At 53.6% G+C, this 15,785-nt stretch carries 12 protein-coding genes; 8 read left to right on the top strand and 4 right to left on the bottom strand.

Going from position 1 to position 15,785, the window contains the following annotated elements; all coding sequences use genetic code 11:
- Window positions 1-3: 3 nt before the first annotated feature.
- Window positions 4-1,074, top strand: coding sequence for a catabolic alanine racemase DadX (dadX, locus tag Q5705_15580; GenBank protein WLI76001.1), 1,071 nt, complete (start codon window positions 4-6; stop codon window positions 1,072-1,074).
- 15 nt (window positions 1,075-1,089) lie between these two features.
- Here dadX and Q5705_15575 read toward each other — a convergent pair whose 3' ends face one another.
- Both Q5705_15575 and ldcA read right to left on the bottom strand, forming a co-directional pair.
- Window positions 1,090-2,823, bottom strand: a complete 1,734-nt coding sequence (locus tag Q5705_15575) for a potassium/proton antiporter (GenBank protein WLI76000.1) — start codon at window positions 2,821-2,823, stop codon at window positions 1,090-1,092.
- Between the two features lie 120 nt (window positions 2,824-2,943).
- Complete coding sequence (gene ldcA / locus Q5705_15570) at window positions 2,944-3,855, bottom strand: muramoyltetrapeptide carboxypeptidase (GenBank protein ID WLI75999.1); 912 nt, start codon at window positions 3,853-3,855, stop codon at window positions 2,944-2,946.
- 100 nt (window positions 3,856-3,955) lie between these two features.
- Here ldcA and emtA point away from each other — a divergent pair, with 100 nt between their 5' ends.
- A complete protein-coding gene (gene emtA, locus Q5705_15565) occupies window positions 3,956-4,567 on the top strand; it encodes a membrane-bound lytic murein transglycosylase EmtA (protein ID WLI75998.1) in 612 nt (203 codons plus the stop codon).
- Here the strand turns inward: emtA and Q5705_15560 are convergent, their stop codons facing one another.
- Entirely contained in the window at window positions 4,568-5,299 is a 732-nt protein-coding gene (locus Q5705_15560; protein ID WLI75997.1) for a flagellar brake protein, read from the bottom strand.
- A gap of 211 nt (window positions 5,300-5,510) precedes the next feature.
- Here Q5705_15560 and Q5705_15555 point away from each other — a divergent pair, with 211 nt between their 5' ends.
- The gene (locus Q5705_15555) at window positions 5,511-5,765 is read left to right on the top strand and encodes a GlsB/YeaQ/YmgE family stress response membrane protein (GenBank protein WLI75996.1); all 255 of its coding nucleotides are present in this window, start codon (window positions 5,511-5,513) and stop codon (window positions 5,763-5,765) included.
- A 49-nt stretch (window positions 5,766-5,814) separates the two neighbouring features.
- On the opposite strand, the gene Q5705_15550 is transcribed toward Q5705_15555, so the two are convergent.
- Window positions 5,815-7,524, bottom strand: a complete 1,710-nt coding sequence (locus tag Q5705_15550) for an alpha,alpha-trehalase (protein ID WLI75995.1) — start codon at window positions 7,522-7,524, stop codon at window positions 5,815-5,817.
- A 987-nt stretch (window positions 7,525-8,511) separates the two neighbouring features.
- Here Q5705_15550 and Q5705_15545 point away from each other — a divergent pair.
- Genes Q5705_15545 through tssM form a run of 5 tightly spaced genes read left to right on the top strand, consistent with a single transcriptional unit; the run spans window position 8,512 to window position 15,776 of the window.
- Complete coding sequence (locus Q5705_15545; GenBank protein WLI75994.1) at window positions 8,512-9,003, top strand: SH3 domain-containing protein; 492 nt, start codon at window positions 8,512-8,514, stop codon at window positions 9,001-9,003.
- A gap of 24 nt (window positions 9,004-9,027) precedes the next feature.
- Window positions 9,028-9,534 (top strand): type VI secretion system lipoprotein TssJ, encoded by a 507-nt coding sequence (tssJ, locus tag Q5705_15540; GenBank protein ID WLI75993.1) that lies wholly within the window; start codon window positions 9,028-9,030, stop codon window positions 9,532-9,534.
- 24 nt (window positions 9,535-9,558) lie between these two features.
- The gene (tssK, locus tag Q5705_15535; GenBank protein WLI75992.1) at window positions 9,559-10,902 is read left to right on the top strand and encodes a type VI secretion system baseplate subunit TssK; all 1,344 of its coding nucleotides are present in this window, start codon (window positions 9,559-9,561) and stop codon (window positions 10,900-10,902) included.
- Between the two features lie 17 nt (window positions 10,903-10,919).
- Entirely contained in the window at window positions 10,920-12,158 is a 1,239-nt protein-coding gene (locus Q5705_15530) for a DotU family type VI secretion system protein (protein ID WLI75991.1), read from the top strand.
- Window positions 12,159-12,161: 3 nt separating this feature from the next.
- A complete protein-coding gene (tssM, locus tag Q5705_15525; protein ID WLI75990.1) occupies window positions 12,162-15,776 on the top strand; it encodes a type VI secretion system membrane subunit TssM in 3,615 nt (1,204 codons plus the stop codon).
- Window positions 15,777-15,785 lie beyond the last annotated feature (9 nt).

Raw genomic sequence — 15,785 nt, 5'->3', positions numbered from 1 at the left:
ATGATGTCTCGTCCGGTTCTGGCCACGCTTGATTTGCAAGCGCTGGAGAATAATTTGCAGGTGGTGCGCCGCGCGGCACCGCATGCCAAAGTCTGGTCGGTGGTCAAGGCCAACGCTTACGGCCACGGCCTTGATCGTATCTGGTCCACCCTTAACAAAACCGATGGCTTTGCCATGCTCAACCTGGAAGAGGCGATTTTACTGCGTGAACGCGGCTGGAAGGGGCCAATCCTGATGCTGGAGGGCTTTTTTCATACCGACGAGTTACCCTTGTTCGATAAATATCGCCTGACCACCAGTGTACACAGCAACTGGCAAATCAATGCCCTGAAAAGTGCCGCGCTACAAGCACCGCTTGATATCTACCTGAAGATCAACAGCGGCATGAACCGCCTCGGTTTTGCGCCTGAACGGGTGCAAAGTGTCTGGCAACAACTGCGCAGTTTTGCCAGCGTCGATAGCATCACGCTGATGTCCCATTTCGCCGAGGCAGAACGCGCGGATGGTATAACTCAACCCATGCTGCGCATTGAACAGGCGGCAGAAGGGTTGTCATTACCGCGCTCGCTGGCAAACTCCGCCGCCACGTTATGGCACCCTGAAGCGCATTACGACTGGGTACGACCGGGAATTGTGCTCTATGGCGCATCGCCATCTGGCAAGTGGCAAGACGTTGCCAATAGCGGTATTCGCCCGGTGATGACCCTCAGCAGTGAAATTACCGCGGTACAGACGTTAAAACATGGCGAAACGGTAGGTTACGGCTGCCGCTACCGCGCACAGGCGGAGCAGCGCATTGGTGTGGTGGCTTGCGGGTATGCCGATGGTTACCCACGCCAGGCCCCAACCGGCACCCCAGTGCTGGTGGACGGCATTCGCACTACCGTCGTTGGCGCGATCTCAATGGATATGTTAACCGTCGATCTCACGCCTTGCCCGCACGCCGGTATTGGCGCGCCGGTGGAGCTGTGGGGGAACGATATCAAGATTGATGAAGTGGCCAGCGCGGCCGGTACGGTGGGCTATGAATTGATGTGTGCCCTGGCACCACGCGTCTCTGTTGTGACAATGTAACTTCTGGCGAGGCGGTTATTCCGCCTCGTCTTCCACCACTCTGACACCCACTTTTGACACGGCATTATCGGCTTTTTCCGCTACCGTCCAAATCATCCCGGCAAACTCCACCTGATCGCCAACAACCGGCGCTGCACCCAGCAGTTGCTGCACGATATCGCCCAGTGTTTGCTGATTGTCGCGATGCTCCAGCCCTTCCTCCAGACCATAAATCAGCGCAACATCGGCAAATTTGGCATCGGCTTCGAGAATGAAATCGCCAAAGAAGCGCTGATCCAGCGATACCGGCGGCGACTGGCTAAACAGCTTGCCGAGCGCAGGCAGGTCTTTTTCGCGACCGATCACACACAATACGTCACCCTCGCGCAAGCGGGTGCTACCGGTCGGGTGCAGCAGGCTGTTATCGCGAAACAGCGCCGCAATGCGCGTCTCTTCCGGCATATGCAAATCGCGCAACGCCGCGCCAACGCACCATTTATCGGCGCTCAACTGGTAAACAAACTGCTCAAAGGGGTTTTCCGGGTGAATATCCAGCCCGACGCGAGAAACGGGCCAGCCAACGGGCGGCACCACCACTTTGGCTTTTTTCGCCGCCCAGGAGAGGGAAGTTCCCTGAAACAGCAGGGAAATCAGCACCACGAAGAAGGCGACGTTAAAGAACAGACGAGCATGCTCCAGCCCGGCCATCATCGGGAAGGTGGCAAGGATGATCGGCACAGCGCCGCGCAGGCCAACCCAACTGATAAAGACGCGCTCGCGGAAGTTAAAACCGCGAAACGGTAACAGGCTGGCGAAAACCGACAGCGGGCGGGCAACAAAGATCATCCATGCAGATAACACCAGCGCGGACACGGCGATCGGCAACAAATCGGAGGGTGTGACCAGTAATCCCAGCACAAGGAACATGGCGATTTGCGCCAGCCAGGCCAGTCCGTCGAAGTTCTGCAAAATACCGTAACGGTTGCGAATAGGGCGGTTACCGAGGACAAAACCACATAAATAGACCGACAGAATGCCGCTGCCGTGCAGGGCGGTGGTGACGGAAAAAATAAGGATCCCACCGCTCAGCGCCAGTAAGGGGTAAAGACCGGGTGGCAGAGCGATGCGGTTGATCATCTGTTGCAGCAGATAACCGCCTGCGCCTCCCAGCAGAATACCGAGGCCAAACTCACGCACAATATGCAGGAAGAAGGTCGTATCAATGTCAGCGTGATGCTTCTGGATCATCTCAATTAACGTGATGGTGAGAAATACCGCCATCGGATCGTTACTGCCGGATTCGATTTCAAGGGTCGAGCCGACGCGCTCGTTCAGCCCTTTACCACCCAGCAGGGAAAACACTGCGGCCGCATCGGTGGAGCCTACAATCGCGCCAATCAGAAAGCCTTCCATAATATCCAGCTTAAACAGCCAGGCAGCCATCATTCCGGTCAGGCCAGAGGTCACCAGCACACCAACAGTAGCGAGAGAGAGCGCCGGGCCAAGCGCAACGCGAAAGGAGCTGGCGCGGGTACGCATACCGCCGTCGAGTAAAATAATCGCCAGCGCCAGGTTACTGACCATATAAGCAAAAGGGTAATTATCGAATGGAATACCACCGATACCGTCAACGCCGGCCAACATGCCTATTGCCAGAAAGATAACCAGAATCGGAATACCAAGGCGGGATGAAAAAGAACTCAATAAAATACTACAGGTTACAAGTACTGAACCCAGAATAAACAGACTGATTATCGCCTCAGCGTCCAATGTTCTGCTTCTCCTTATCTCTACGGTGGGGATCCCCGTGGCGTTCATTACAGGGATTTATAACTGCCTATTATAATAACGGCAGAAACAGCGTTTTAATAAGGGCATTAAGCGCTTTTTTTATGCCGAGATTGTGGGATGGCCAGAAACTATCAATTGCGATTTTTCAGCATGTTGCAATATGGCATGCGCGCCTAAGGCCAGTGTGACGGTTTGCGGCTCGTGGCCGAATGGCAGACCTGTGATTACCGGGATAGCCAACTGCGCGCGCAGATAGTCCACCATCGTATTAAGAGTGTAGCCCGCATCATAATCATTGGGCTGAGCGTGGGAAAAACTGCCGAGGATGAGCGCCCGTTGCTGCGCCAGAACGCCGGAATGCAAAAGTTGCAACAGCATGCGCTCAACGCGATATGGGTGCTCATTAATATCTTCAACAACCAGAATGCCGCCTGGTATTGACGGCAACCACGGCGTGCCGATAAGCGAAGCCAGCATCGCCAGGTTCCCGCCCCATAACGTTCCTTCCGTATGGCAGCGTGGCCCTTCGCCATCCCACTCCACACTGTACGTTTGATGGCTAATGGCTCGCCAGAAGTGCTCAACGGTAAAGGCATCCAGCGTCTGCGCGCCAAAGTTGCCAGCCAGCATCGGGCCGCTAAAGGTGATAGTCTTGCCGATTGCCAATAATCCTGACTGAATGACGGTGAAATCGCTGTGGCCGCAAATAATGAGCGGCTGGTGTTGCTGGCGGGCGACCAGCCCCTGCCAGTCGATATTGGGCAGCAGGCGGCTGGCCCCGTAACCGCCGCGCACGGGCATGACAATCAGGTTATCGCCCGTTAACTGCGTAAGCGTATTGATATCCGCTAGCCGTTCGGCATCGCTTCCGGCAAAGCGCGCTTCACGCCGGGCGATGACCTGCTGGTTCGTGACGTGATGGCCCTGTTGCGTCAGGCGTTCAACGCCGAGCGCTGCCGCGTGCTGATTAATGCAGTAACCGGAAGGGGCAATCAAGTGGAAGGTGGACATGGTATTTCCTTGCTGACATCTATACACAAACAGTTATCATGCCGCTAACCCGTGTCGTTGTCATCCAGGTGATGAATATCTTAAATAAGGATTTTCTGGCGTGAAATTAAGATGGTTTGCTTTTTTAGTCGTGCTGCTGGCTGGATGTAGTTCAAAGCAGGATTACCGTAACCCGGACTGGAACCCGCAAGTACCGGTGAAACGCGCCATGCAGTGGATGCCCATCACTGAGAAAGCCGGTGCGGCATGGGGCGTTAGCCCGCGGTTGCTCACTGCCATGATTGCGGTTGAATCGGGCGGTAACCCGGATCTGGTGAGTAAATCCAACGCGGTCGGTTTGATGCAATTAAAAGCCTCCACGGCCGGGCGTGAAGTGTATCGCCATATGGGCTGGAGCGGGCAACCGTCGACCAGCGAACTGAAAAACCCGGAGCGCAACATTTCCATGGGCGCAGCGTATCTCAGCATTCTTGAGCACGGCGCGCTGGCGGGCATTCGCGATCCGCAGGTGATGCAGTACGCGCTGGTGGTTTCTTACGTGAATGGGGCGGGCGCATTGCTACGAACGTTCTCATCAGACAGACGCGAGGCGATTGAGGACATTAATGATTTAAGCGCCGACGCTTTCCTGAAGCACGTGGCGGATAAACACCCCGCACCACAAGCGCCGCGCTATATCTGGAAAGTCCAAAAAGCGATGGATGCGATGTGATCAGCGCACCCGGCTGGCGCGTTCGCGCGCTTCGCGCTCCAGGGCAAAGATAATGCGCTGGAGCTCGCGCTCAACGCCGGGGCTGACATTCAAAAAGCGGAAGCTGAGGCGCGGTGTGCTTATCGTTTCATTTTTCCCGTCGATCACTTTACGCTCGCCAATCGCAATCAACTGCGCATCAAAATAGAACTGACCCCACGAGGCCATATCCAGCTCAACCTGGCTAAAACGCATGCCCGTCTGTAGCCCATCGGGCAGTTGGCCATCCAGCAAGGCCCCCATACCGCCTAACGATAAGTCAAACAGACGAAAGCGGATCTGGCTTTTATCCGGCATTTGCGCTTTGCAGAAATAGGCGGGTTGCAGCGGGGCGCTGATACGGAAATATTCCCGGCGCTGGATAAACCACAGCGTTTCCGGCAGCGGCGTAATAAAGGCTGGCAGAGCCTGATAATCGCCCGTAACGAGTTTATTGAGCGTGAATTCGACTTTCGCGCCGTGAGTTTCAGCGGTAATGGTGACCTTCCCGGCACGCTGGACTGCATTATTCTCGTAATCCTGACTGCCAAAATCCATCACCAGCGCGTCGGTATCCACATCCAGGATCTTGCTGATGAACTGGCCGCTGCTCCAGCTGATGCAAACCGGTACCTGGTTTTTTTGCAGGTCACGCAATACGCCCAGCACGGCCAGCGGATTTTGCTTCAGGAACTGCTCACTGTAATTACTCACGCCGAATGGCTCCTTGATGACTGACACAGCGTCGATGTGTTATCGGCAATTTGCGTCAGAACTTAATACAAACGATAGAAAAATCTTACCTATTATTTGAATTAAGTCCGTGAGATGACAGCGCTTTTGAGGTTGCTAACTATACTGTAGTTAACGCATTGCTAATAAGGTGCGTTCCTGTACACGACTTAAACGGAAGGAGAAAGTGAATATGGGTATTATCGCGTGGATTATTTTTGGCCTGATCGCTGGCGTCATCGCCAAATTCATTATGCCAGGGCGCGATGGAGGTGGTTTTATTCTGACCTGTGTTTTGGGCGTAGTCGGTGCGGTGGTCGGCGGGTGGCTCGCGACCATGTTCGGTTACGGCGGGGATATTACAGGATTTAACCTGCGCAGTTTTATTGTCGCGGTCATTGGCGCAATTGTGGTGCTGGCAGTTTACAGATTGCTGCGCCGCAATTAACGCTATAAAAAAGGCCGCATTATTCTGCGGCCTTTTTATCGTCTGCAATTTACTGTGCCACTTTCTGCGCGGCAGGTTCTGCTACAGGAGCCTGAGACGTGCTTTGCGTCGGCTGTGTTTGCGGAACGCTGTCGCACGGCTTCTCTTTCGGGCAGATGAGGTCGAGCATTTTTAGCGTTACGCCGTTCGTCCAGCCGAAGCCATCCTGCAAAGGATATTCCCCGCCACCGCCGCCCGTTCCGGTGCTGCTGACGTCATATTTCTCCACCAGCTTTTTCTCCCGGTCATAGGTGTGCTGCACATTGCTGAGGAACCGCCAGCTTACGTTCATCGCCAGTTTCTGATGATCGTAATTTTGCAGTCCCGCAGTGGCGACCCACTGTAATGGAGCCCAGCCGTTTGGCGCATCCCACTGTTGTCCGCTACTTACGGTAGTGGTCGAAATCCCGCCCGGTTTCAACAGACGCGCCTGAGTTGCCGCTGCGACTTTATCGGCGCGATCTTTTGCGGCTGCATTCACAAACAGTGGGTAGAGCGCGGCGGCCGTCAGCTGATTACGCACTTTTTTGGTCTTCAGGTCGTAATCGGCGTACCAGCCCTCTTTTTCATTCCACAAATTGGCTTCAATACTTTTTTGCCGTGCTGTTGCCAGCGCGTCATACTGGCTGGCTTTTGCCGAATCACCAGAGACCTGATAAGCGCGGGCGAGCATTTTTTCCATTTTGAACATCAGGGCATTGAGATCAACCGGCACGATGCTGGTGGTGCGAATGGTGCCAAGCTGGTTCGGATCGTCCATCCAGCGTGAGCTGAAATCCCAGCCTGACGCTGCGGCGGAACGTAAATCGCGATAAATTTCCGTTGCCGGTCGGTTAGGGTTGTTTTTCGCCGTGGTCACATCATCAAGCCAGGACTCCGGGCGCGGCGTATCGCGATCGTCCCAGTAGCGGTTCAGCACGCTGCCATCGCTCAGTTTCACCACGCGTTTGTTTGTCTGCCCAGGTTGCAGCGAATCGGCTCCCTCCATCCAGTACTGATACTCTTTTTCCATCTGCGGTAACCAGGTTTTCAGCGCCTCATCACCGTCATGTGTCGCCAGTAACTCCACCATTAAGGAGAAAAATGGCGGTTGTGAGCGGCTTAAATAGTAGCTGCGGTTGCCGTTGGGGATATGGCCCCAGGTATCAATTTCATGGGCAAAGTTGGTCACCATATCTTCAATCTTGTCCCAGTGGCCGCTTTCGGCGAGACCCAACATCGTGAAGTAACTGTCCCAGTAATAGACTTCACGAAAGCGTCCGCCGGGTACAACGTACGGTTTTGGCAGAGGTAATAGCGAATCCCATTTGCCCGCACTATCGGTTGTGCGTGTCAGTTCTGACCACAATCCATCAATGTGTTGACGAAGATTTTGCCCGGCCGGTGGGACATAGGCTTCGCCCTCTTTGGGAAGCGTAAAGTTAACATCAACAAAATGGCGTAAATCGAAGCTGGTTTGATTCCGCTGCATGCGGTAATCCGCAAGGATCATCAGCGGATCGCTTTTGGGTACCGCATCGGCAAAGGTTTTTTGGTCAGGAAAAAGTTTTGCGCTCTGTACATCGTTAAATAACGGGCCCAGCAGAATATCCGGCGACTGTGGCTGATTTTGTTCAACCGCCGCGAAAGAGTGGGGCACAACAGCAAGTAATGCTCCACTCAACGCGAGTTGTATTGTTAAAAACAGGGCGCGCGGCTGGCGCAGAACGGGTTTTATCATTGATTTCTCCTTAGCTGGCGGGCAGCGGGGCCGCTGCGATCAACCTTGACCAAAACCATAGACGAATATCAGATAATTCGTGTGCCGCGTTTGGCATTTTGCGTTAATCCAGACAAATTACCCGTCTGGCTGTGAGGAAGATCAATCAGGGGAGGGATAGCGGGGCTGGAAAGGGTCGGAACGAAGGCGATACAAAGGGAAAAATATAAATAATACCGCTTCTACTAATTAGAGTTGATGACTAGTTTTGTTCAATATTTGCACTAAATCATTTTTGCTGAAAGGTTTCATTAATTGTTGATGTATTACTATTAAGTATTACTACATTGTACAAAACCGACGGAATTCATCTGCGTAGTATGGGCGATTTACAACGGGAATAGTTCTGTACGTGACTATCCGAAGATGCAAATATTGCTTTTTCGCCGTGAATATATTTTCTGGTGTCGAAGAAAAATCCGAAATCCCCCTTTTTCAGACAAAGACCCTGCATTCAATCTGGAATAATTCCTACCAAATATTGTAGTATCGACTTTCTATTTTCGCTTTTTAGGACTACTCTGATCCCATAATTTTGGCCACGTGCTACTAAAATACCATATAAAATATCTATTAATATTCATGCAGTTAGTAATTGGCCCGTTATGCGATTAATGCCTTTGAAATGTATCTTTACTGGCATACATCTTAAGTAAAATTATTTGTTGAGATTTATCCTAATTTGCAAAAGAATTAAATAATACGTTTTCAGCAGGTCAGAGATCATATTGAATTGAATTATCTGATCTGTAAAATCATGTCACGATAATCAATGAAAAGTAATATTATTGCTGCCTGCGTAGCGACAGGCTCGTGCGGTAGCTATGTCTTTTATTCATTATCAGGTCGTTTATCGGACAAGGAATTGAGTCATTCAGAACGATTTCATCCCTCCTTTCCAGAACGCTCAAGTCAACACAGTAATATATTTGCAATGGAACAAACTCTATGAACATGCGAATCGTATTGGCTCTTCTTTTTGTTTTTGGCGTTTCCGGTTGTGTAAAACATCCAAAACCCGCCCCGTCCGACGACACCATTGTTACCAGCGAGGTCAATGGTGTGACCCTGACCCACCGTTATGCTGTCCTTCCACCGAAGGAATTCCAACCCGTTAAACAAGATTATCGCGCCCTTTATCCCGCTTCTGTCATGAGCACGCCGGACTTCGGCGGAAAAGTGATTCGTCAGCTGCAAGCCGGTAAAACCTATGTGGTGCTCGGCCAGGTTGAACACTTCTGGATGGCGCTGGCCGATGAAGGTCAGGAAGAGCTGATTGGCTATGTGCCAATGCGTGCCGTCGTTAAAAGCGAACTGTATGAAAAAACCCTGCGTAATGACGCGCGCAAAATCAAGCGTAAAAAACAGACCTGTGTGACTGTCGACGGCAGTGGCAAAGCCTGCAAAAACGCAAACTCCGGGACCTGGATAATCGACTAAATCCAGTCGCTATGAGTACCCGCTATGAATAATAATTCGGTTGTCCGCCAGATTAGCCTGGCGTTTTTCTTTGTGCTGGCCTCCCTGGCCAGCGGATGTGGATCATCTTCACACAGCGTCCCTACCAGCTATAACCTCCAGTTCAGGGCTCATCCGCAAATTAATGAGTCCGCCCCCCTCAAAGTCAGGGTGTTGCTGTTGAAATCGGACGCGACATTTATGTCCGCTGATTTCTGGTCGCTGCAAAATAATGCGGATAGCGTTCTGGGTGCCAACTTGCTAAACAGCGATGAGTTTTTCCTGATGCCGGGACAATTATCGAAAACGCTGAGCGGCAAAAGTTCGCCAGAAGCGCGTTATGTTGGTGTGATGGCGGAATATCAGGCACTGGACGGCAAAAAATGGCGGATGTCCTTGCCTCTTCCCGTTCAGGGAGAGTCGCATTTCTATGAGTTCTGGAAATCGTCGTCGGATGAGTTGGAAGCCAACATTTTCCTCGACATTAACGGAATACGCGTGATTTCCAAATAGCGCCATCCCTAACAGGAATACAGTATGAACAAAGCAGAAAAGGTCGTCTGGACCGAAGGTATGTTTCTGCGCCCGCATCACTTTCAGCGTGCGGAAAGCTACTTACAGCATCATATTCGCGAGTGGGGGACACTCCAGCGCCCGTATCTTTGGGGCTATCTTGATATCGAACTGGACGAGGCGATGCTTCGCCAGGGCTGCATTGCCGTAAGCTACGCCAGCGGTCTGTTGCCAGACGGTACTTTCTTCTCATTCAATGATGCCCGCCAGGCCCCGACACCACTGGCTATTCCAGACAATCTTACGAATGAACGTGTGGTTCTCGCGCTTCCTGCCCGTCGCGGCGGGCGTGATGAAGTGATTTTCAGTGAAGAGAAAGATTCGCTGGCACGTTATACCACCTGGGAAAGCGAAGTCGATGACGACAACGCGATGTCGGTCGGTCCTGCTGCGGTACAGTTCGGGCGCTTGCGTCTGAAACTGATGCTGGAAAAAGATCTCAGCGCGGAGTGGACAGCTATTGGCGTGGCTCAGGTGCTGGAAAAGCGGAACGACAACCAGGTTCGTATTGATAGCCGCTATATTCCGCCGATGCTAAACGCAGTCAATAATCCCTCGCTTTACGCCATCATCAACGATTTGCAAAGCCTGTTGGTGCAACGTAGCCAGCAAATCGGCCAGCGTCTGCGCCAACCGGGGCGTTTTAACACCTCTGAAATGGTCGAGTTCTCACTGCTGGCATTGATTAACCATCATGTCGGGCAAATTTCGCATCTGAAAACGCTGCCGCTGATCCATCCAGAAGAGTTATGGCGCAGCTGGCTGGCATTTGCCACCGAATTAACCACCTGGACGGCGGCGCGTTCCCCGGAAGAGACGCTGCCGGTCTACGACCATGACGATCTCGCGGGCTGTTTCAGTAAATTGCAACTGCTGTTGCGCCAGGGTCTGTCGCTGGTCATGGAAGAGCACGCTATCCAGTTGCCGCTGACCGAACGTACACATGGGCTAAATATTGCCACGCTACCGACCACGACAATGGCTCGCGAGTTTGGTTTTGTGCTGGCGGTCAAAGCCAGCGTTCCCGGTGAGATTCTGCAAACCCATTTCCCGGCGCAAATGAAAGTGGCGCCCGTCACCAAAATCCGCGATCTGGTGCAGCTCCAACTGCCGGGCATGAAGCTACGCACCATGCCTGTCGCCCCGCCGCAAATTCCATGGCATGCCGGTTACAACTATTTCGAACTGGAAAAAGGCGGCGAGCTCTGGAACGAAATGGAAAAATCGGGCGCTTTCGCCCTGCATCTGGCAGGCGAATTCCCGGGTCTTGATATGGAGTTTTGGGCCATCCGTAGCCCGACTGAATAACACAGCGAGCGCACAATATGCAGCAACAACACGCCTCCGGCAGCGATGCCGCCCTGGCAGGAGCAAGTGGTAATAATCCATTGGTGGCAGCCGCTAACCCGCTGCTCAATGCGATACCGCAGATCCGCTATTCGGTCTCTCATGACGATCAGAGCGGTCTACGCCAGCACCTGATTGATGAAATTCGCCGTTTTGAAGTCCGCTGCCAGCAATCGGGGCTGGCGTATGAGGTTATCGTTGGCGCACGTTACTGCCTGTGCACCGCGCTGGATGAAGCCGCCGCGCTCACCCCGTGGGGAAGCCGTGGCGTCTGGTCAGGTAGCGGTTTGCTGGTGACATTCCACAACGAAACCTGGGGCGGGGAGAAATTTTTCCAGCTGCTGGCGCGTTTGTCGCAAAACCCGCGCGAACACATCGCCCTGCTGGAGCTGATTAATTTCTGTCTGTTGCTGGGTTTTGAAGGGCGTTACCGCGTTATGGACAACGGCCGTACGCAGCTGGAAACCATTAAACAGCGCCTGTGGCAGATGATCCGTGGCGTTCGTGGTAACTATCCACCTCCGCTTTCCGTACATCCGGAAGATCAGCCGGTGATGCGCAAACTCTGGCGTCCGGTGATCCCATTATGGGCCTGTGCCGGGCTGGCAGGGTTCCTGGCTTGTCTGTTCTATATTGTGCTCAACTGGCGTCTGGGCGATAACACCAGTCCGGTACTGGCGAAAATTTATCAGACACAGCTACCGGAAGCCTCCATTCAACAACCCGTACAAAACGTGCAGCCGGTTCTTAACCTGCGTGCTTTTCTGCGTCCTGAAATCCAGGAAGGCCTGGTTGCCGTGCGCGATGAAGCCGATCGCAGCGTAGTGACCTTGAAAGGCGATGGCCTGTTTGCTTCGGGTTCGACGGTTGCCCGTGAAAGCTACGAGCCGGTTATCGACCGCGTGGCGCAGGCGATGAACAACGTCAGCGGGAAAATTCTGGTGGTCGGATTTAGTGACAATGTGCCGATTCGCAGCGCACGTTTCGCCTCGAACTATGAACTGTCGCTGGAGCGCGCACGGTCTGTGCAGTCGCTGCTGCAAAAACATCTTTCGCAGCCAGAACGCGTTAAAGCCGAAGGGCGAGGGGAGATGAACCCTATCGCTCCGAACAATACGGCTGAAAACCGCGCGCGTAACCGCCGTGTCGAAATTACTTTGCTGGTGTCGCCGGAAAATACGGCCGCCGAGCTGAACGGACTGCCGCAAGGAAACTAAAGGATGAATATGTTGCTTTCATTGCTGACCAACCGCATTTTGTGGGGTTTCCTTGGTGTTACGGGGCTGGCAGCGGTTATCTGGATGATTGGCCCGCTGCTCTCCGTCGTGGACTCCCGCCCGCTTGAGTCTGAGCAGAACCGCATGATTACTATTGCGGTGATGTACCTGATTTGGGTTCACAGCCATATTGTGCCGCGCCTGTATAACGCCTGGCTCAACCGCAAGCTGATGGACAACCTGAAAAGCGACGAAGCGAAAGATCCGACCGAGCGCCAGCGCCTGACAAATGACGATCAGGTGCTGAATGAGCGTTTCGAAGAAGCGGCGCAGGTGCTGAAAAAAGCCCACTTCAACCAGCCAGGTCAGCGCGGGCAGTGGACCGAGCGTTTCAGTACGCAATATCTTTATCAGTTGCCGTGGTACGTGATTATCGGTGCCCCTGGCTCCGGCAAAACCACTGCGCTGGTCAACTCCGGTCTGCAATTTCCCCTTGCTGACAAGTTTGGTAAAACCGCGCTGCGCGGAATTGGCGGGACACGTAACTGTGACTGGTGGTTTACCAACGAAGCTGTGCTGCTCGATACCGCCGGTCGTTACACCACGCAGGAAAGTGAGCAAGTCCAGGATGCCAGTGAATGGAACAAATTCCTTGGCCTGCTGCAAAAATATCGCCGTCGTCAGCCGATCAACGGCGTGATTGTGACTATCAGCATTGCCGATTTGCTGACCCAGTCGGCAGAAGCCTCGCGCGAGCAGGCGCTGAACCTGCGCAAGCGCCTGACCGAGTTACATGAACAGTTGGGTATCCGCTTTCCGGTTTATGTGCTGGTCACCAAAGCCGACTTGCTTAAAGGCTTTCGCGCCTATTTTTCCGCGTTTGATAAAGCACAGCGCGACCAGATTTGGGGCTTCACCTTCCCGTGGGAAAAAGCGAAGCTGGCGGATTTCGATCTGCAAGGCAGCTTTATTCAGGAGTTCGCCCTGCTGCAACAGCGCCTCGATGCCGGGTTGCCGGATACGATGCTGCGTGAAAACGATCCGCAGGCGCGCGCCGAATGCTTCCTGTTCCCGCAAGAGTTCGCCGCACTGCGCCCGCTGCTGTCTGATTACCTGAATACCATTTTTGCCCGTTCGAACTTCGAAACAGAGTTCTCTCCGCGCGGCATCTATTTTGCCAGCGGAACACAGGAAGGTCTGCCGTTTGACCGCGTGATGGGCGAGCTGAACCGCGCATTGTCACTGCCGCAGGGTAAATCCGGCGATAACTGGGATTCCGTCAGTAAAGAGGCACCGGTTCCGGGCGGAAAAGGGCAAAGCTTCTTCATTAAACACGTGCTGCAAAATGTGATTTTCCAGGAAGCGGGTATTGCCGGGCAAAACCGTTGGTGGGAACTGCGTAGCCGGGCGGTTATCTGGTCCGGTTATGCGGCATTGTTGGCGCTGCTGATTATTCTTAGTGCACTGTGGTTAACCAGTTACGGCAACAACAAAGATTACCTTGATGAAGTGCAGGCCAAAGTGCCGGCGCTCGATCAAGAAATCAAAGGGCTGCGTAACCGCCAACAAGGCGATCTGTTTGCGCTTCTGCCGCTGTTAAACGGTCTTTCCGCGCTGCCGCAAAGCGAAGAGTTCGATATTAATAACCCGCCGATCACCCGCCGTATGGGCCTGTATCGCGGAAACGATGTTTCTGATGCCTCGCAAACGCTGTATCAAAAAGCGCTCCAACAGATGTTGCTGCCGGAAGTGGCGATGCGCATCACCACCTGGCTGCGCAATGATAATGGCAGTGATGTGGAATACAGCTACGAAGCGCTGAAAGCCTATCAGATGCTCTACCAGCCGAAACATTATGACGGCAAGTTCCTGCATTCGTGGGTCATGCTCAATCTGCAACGCAACCTGCCGCAGAACGTCACCCAGGCACAGATTCGCCAACTGGAATGGCATCTGACGCAGTTGCTGGAGCCGCAGATCCAGGCGTCACCCTATGCAAAAGACGAGACGTTAATCAGCCGCGAACAGGCGTTAATCAATCAACAACCGCTCTCTACACGCGTCTATGGTCGCCTTAAACGCCTGCTTGAGCGCGATGAAAACTTAAAACCCGTGTCGCTGGCAACGCTGGGCGGGCCGCAAAGCGAACTGGTCTTCTCGCGCAAGAGTGGTAAACCGGTAAACGAGGGCATTGCGGGGTTATATACGCCGGACGGTTACTGGAACAGCTTCAACGTGCAAATCGCCCCGGTGACGGCCTCTTTACATGAAGATGATGCCTGGGTGCTGGGTTCAGCCACGCAGCCAGAAGATAAACAGCAGACGGATAACGCGGTGCGTCAGCTTTATGCCCGCGATTTTATTGCCATCTGGGATAACTTTTTAAGCGATATTCAGCTCAACAACAGCGCCGATCTCAATCAGCGGATCAACACCGCGCGCTTGCTCTCCAGTAACAATTCGCCGCTGCGTCGTCTGGTCATGAATCTCAGCCAGCAGCTCACGCTCATCCGGGATGAACCGGGCGATGCGGATAAAGAGAAAAGCGCAGCGAGCAGCAATCGTGGCACGCAAATGCTGGAAACCTTATTCAGCAATCATGACAGCAGCGCCGCAGCCGGTAATGCCACTGCTAACCAGACGCCGGAACAGCGCGTGACCGAGCATTTTGCGCCGATCATCGAGCTGGCACAGCCGCTGGAAAAAGGGAGCAAAACCATCGTTTTTGATGATTTTCTCAAGCAGATTGATGAGCTCTATCGCTATCTGACCGCCGTGCAGGATGCGGCTAACAGCGGAATGCCAGCACCGGGCGGTGAAGCCATTAGCCGCTTGCAGGCCAGCGCCGGACGTCTGCCCGGTGGGTTACAAACCATGTTCAGTAACATGGCGGTAGGTGCCAGCAGCGATACACAACGCCGTGATCTGGAAAACGTGCGCAAACGCATCAGCGTTGAAGTCGGTAGCTTTTGCCGCCAGGCCATCGCCGGGCGTTATCCGCTGGTACGCTCTGCCAGCAGCGAAGTGACGCCGGACGACCTGGCGCGGATGTTCGCTCCCGGAACCGGCCTGATGGACGTTTTCTTTCGCGACAATCTGACCAACAAAGTCGATACCACCCAGTCGAGCTGGCGCTTTATGCCGGGCATTGACGGTAAAACATTGCCGGGCAGCGAAGGCGTACTGGTGCCGTTTCAGCAGGCACAGTCGATTCGCGATGCGTTCTTTGCCAATGGCAGTGCGACCCCCTCGTTTCGTACCACGGTGCGCACGGTGCGGATGGATAACACCATCCTGAACATGACGCTGGATGTTGACGGGCAGATCCTGCGATACAGCCACGGCCCGCAGGCGGTACAAATTGTCAGCTGGCCGGGGCCGGGAGGCACTAACCAGGTACGCATGCAATTGGGTCTGACTAACGGCACGACCACAACACTGGTAACCAATGGCGCATGGGCATTGAACCGCTTTTTTGATAAAGCGCGCGTAAGCCCTGGTAGCAGTAGCCTGAGCCGCCAGGCGACATTCACGGTTGACGGACATCAGGTGACACTGGAATTTGCGCCTAACAGTATCCGCAACCCGTTCCAGCTTCCCCGTTTCGCATGTCCTTGAACTGCAAAG

The organism is Kosakonia sp. H02, assembly GCA_030704225.1.
In the GTDB taxonomy this organism is placed as follows: Bacteria; Pseudomonadota; Gammaproteobacteria; order Enterobacterales; family Enterobacteriaceae; genus Kosakonia.
This window is presented reverse-complemented; position numbering and strand designations above follow the sequence as displayed.

Excerpts from the sequence above, each read along its gene's own strand:
- tssM (WLI75990.1), top strand. The coding sequence starts at position 12,162 with ATGAATATGTTGCTTTCATTGCTGACCAACCGCATTTTGTGGGGTTTC.
- Q5705_15550 (WLI75995.1), bottom strand. The coding sequence starts at position 7,524 with ATGATAAAACCCGTTCTGCGCCAGCCGCGCGCCCTGTTTTTAACAATA.
- ldcA (WLI75999.1), bottom strand. The coding sequence starts at position 3,855 with ATGTCCACCTTCCACTTGATTGCCCCTTCCGGTTACTGCATTAATCAG.
- tssK (WLI75992.1), top strand. The coding sequence starts at position 9,559 with ATGAACAAAGCAGAAAAGGTCGTCTGGACCGAAGGTATGTTTCTGCGC.
- Q5705_15530 (WLI75991.1), top strand. The coding sequence starts at position 10,920 with ATGCAGCAACAACACGCCTCCGGCAGCGATGCCGCCCTGGCAGGAGCA.
- dadX (WLI76001.1), top strand. The coding sequence starts at position 4 with ATGTCTCGTCCGGTTCTGGCCACGCTTGATTTGCAAGCGCTGGAGAAT.
- Q5705_15555 (WLI75996.1), top strand. The coding sequence starts at position 5,511 with ATGGGTATTATCGCGTGGATTATTTTTGGCCTGATCGCTGGCGTCATC.
- Q5705_15545 (WLI75994.1), top strand. The coding sequence starts at position 8,512 with ATGAACATGCGAATCGTATTGGCTCTTCTTTTTGTTTTTGGCGTTTCC.
- tssJ (WLI75993.1), top strand. The coding sequence starts at position 9,028 with ATGAATAATAATTCGGTTGTCCGCCAGATTAGCCTGGCGTTTTTCTTT.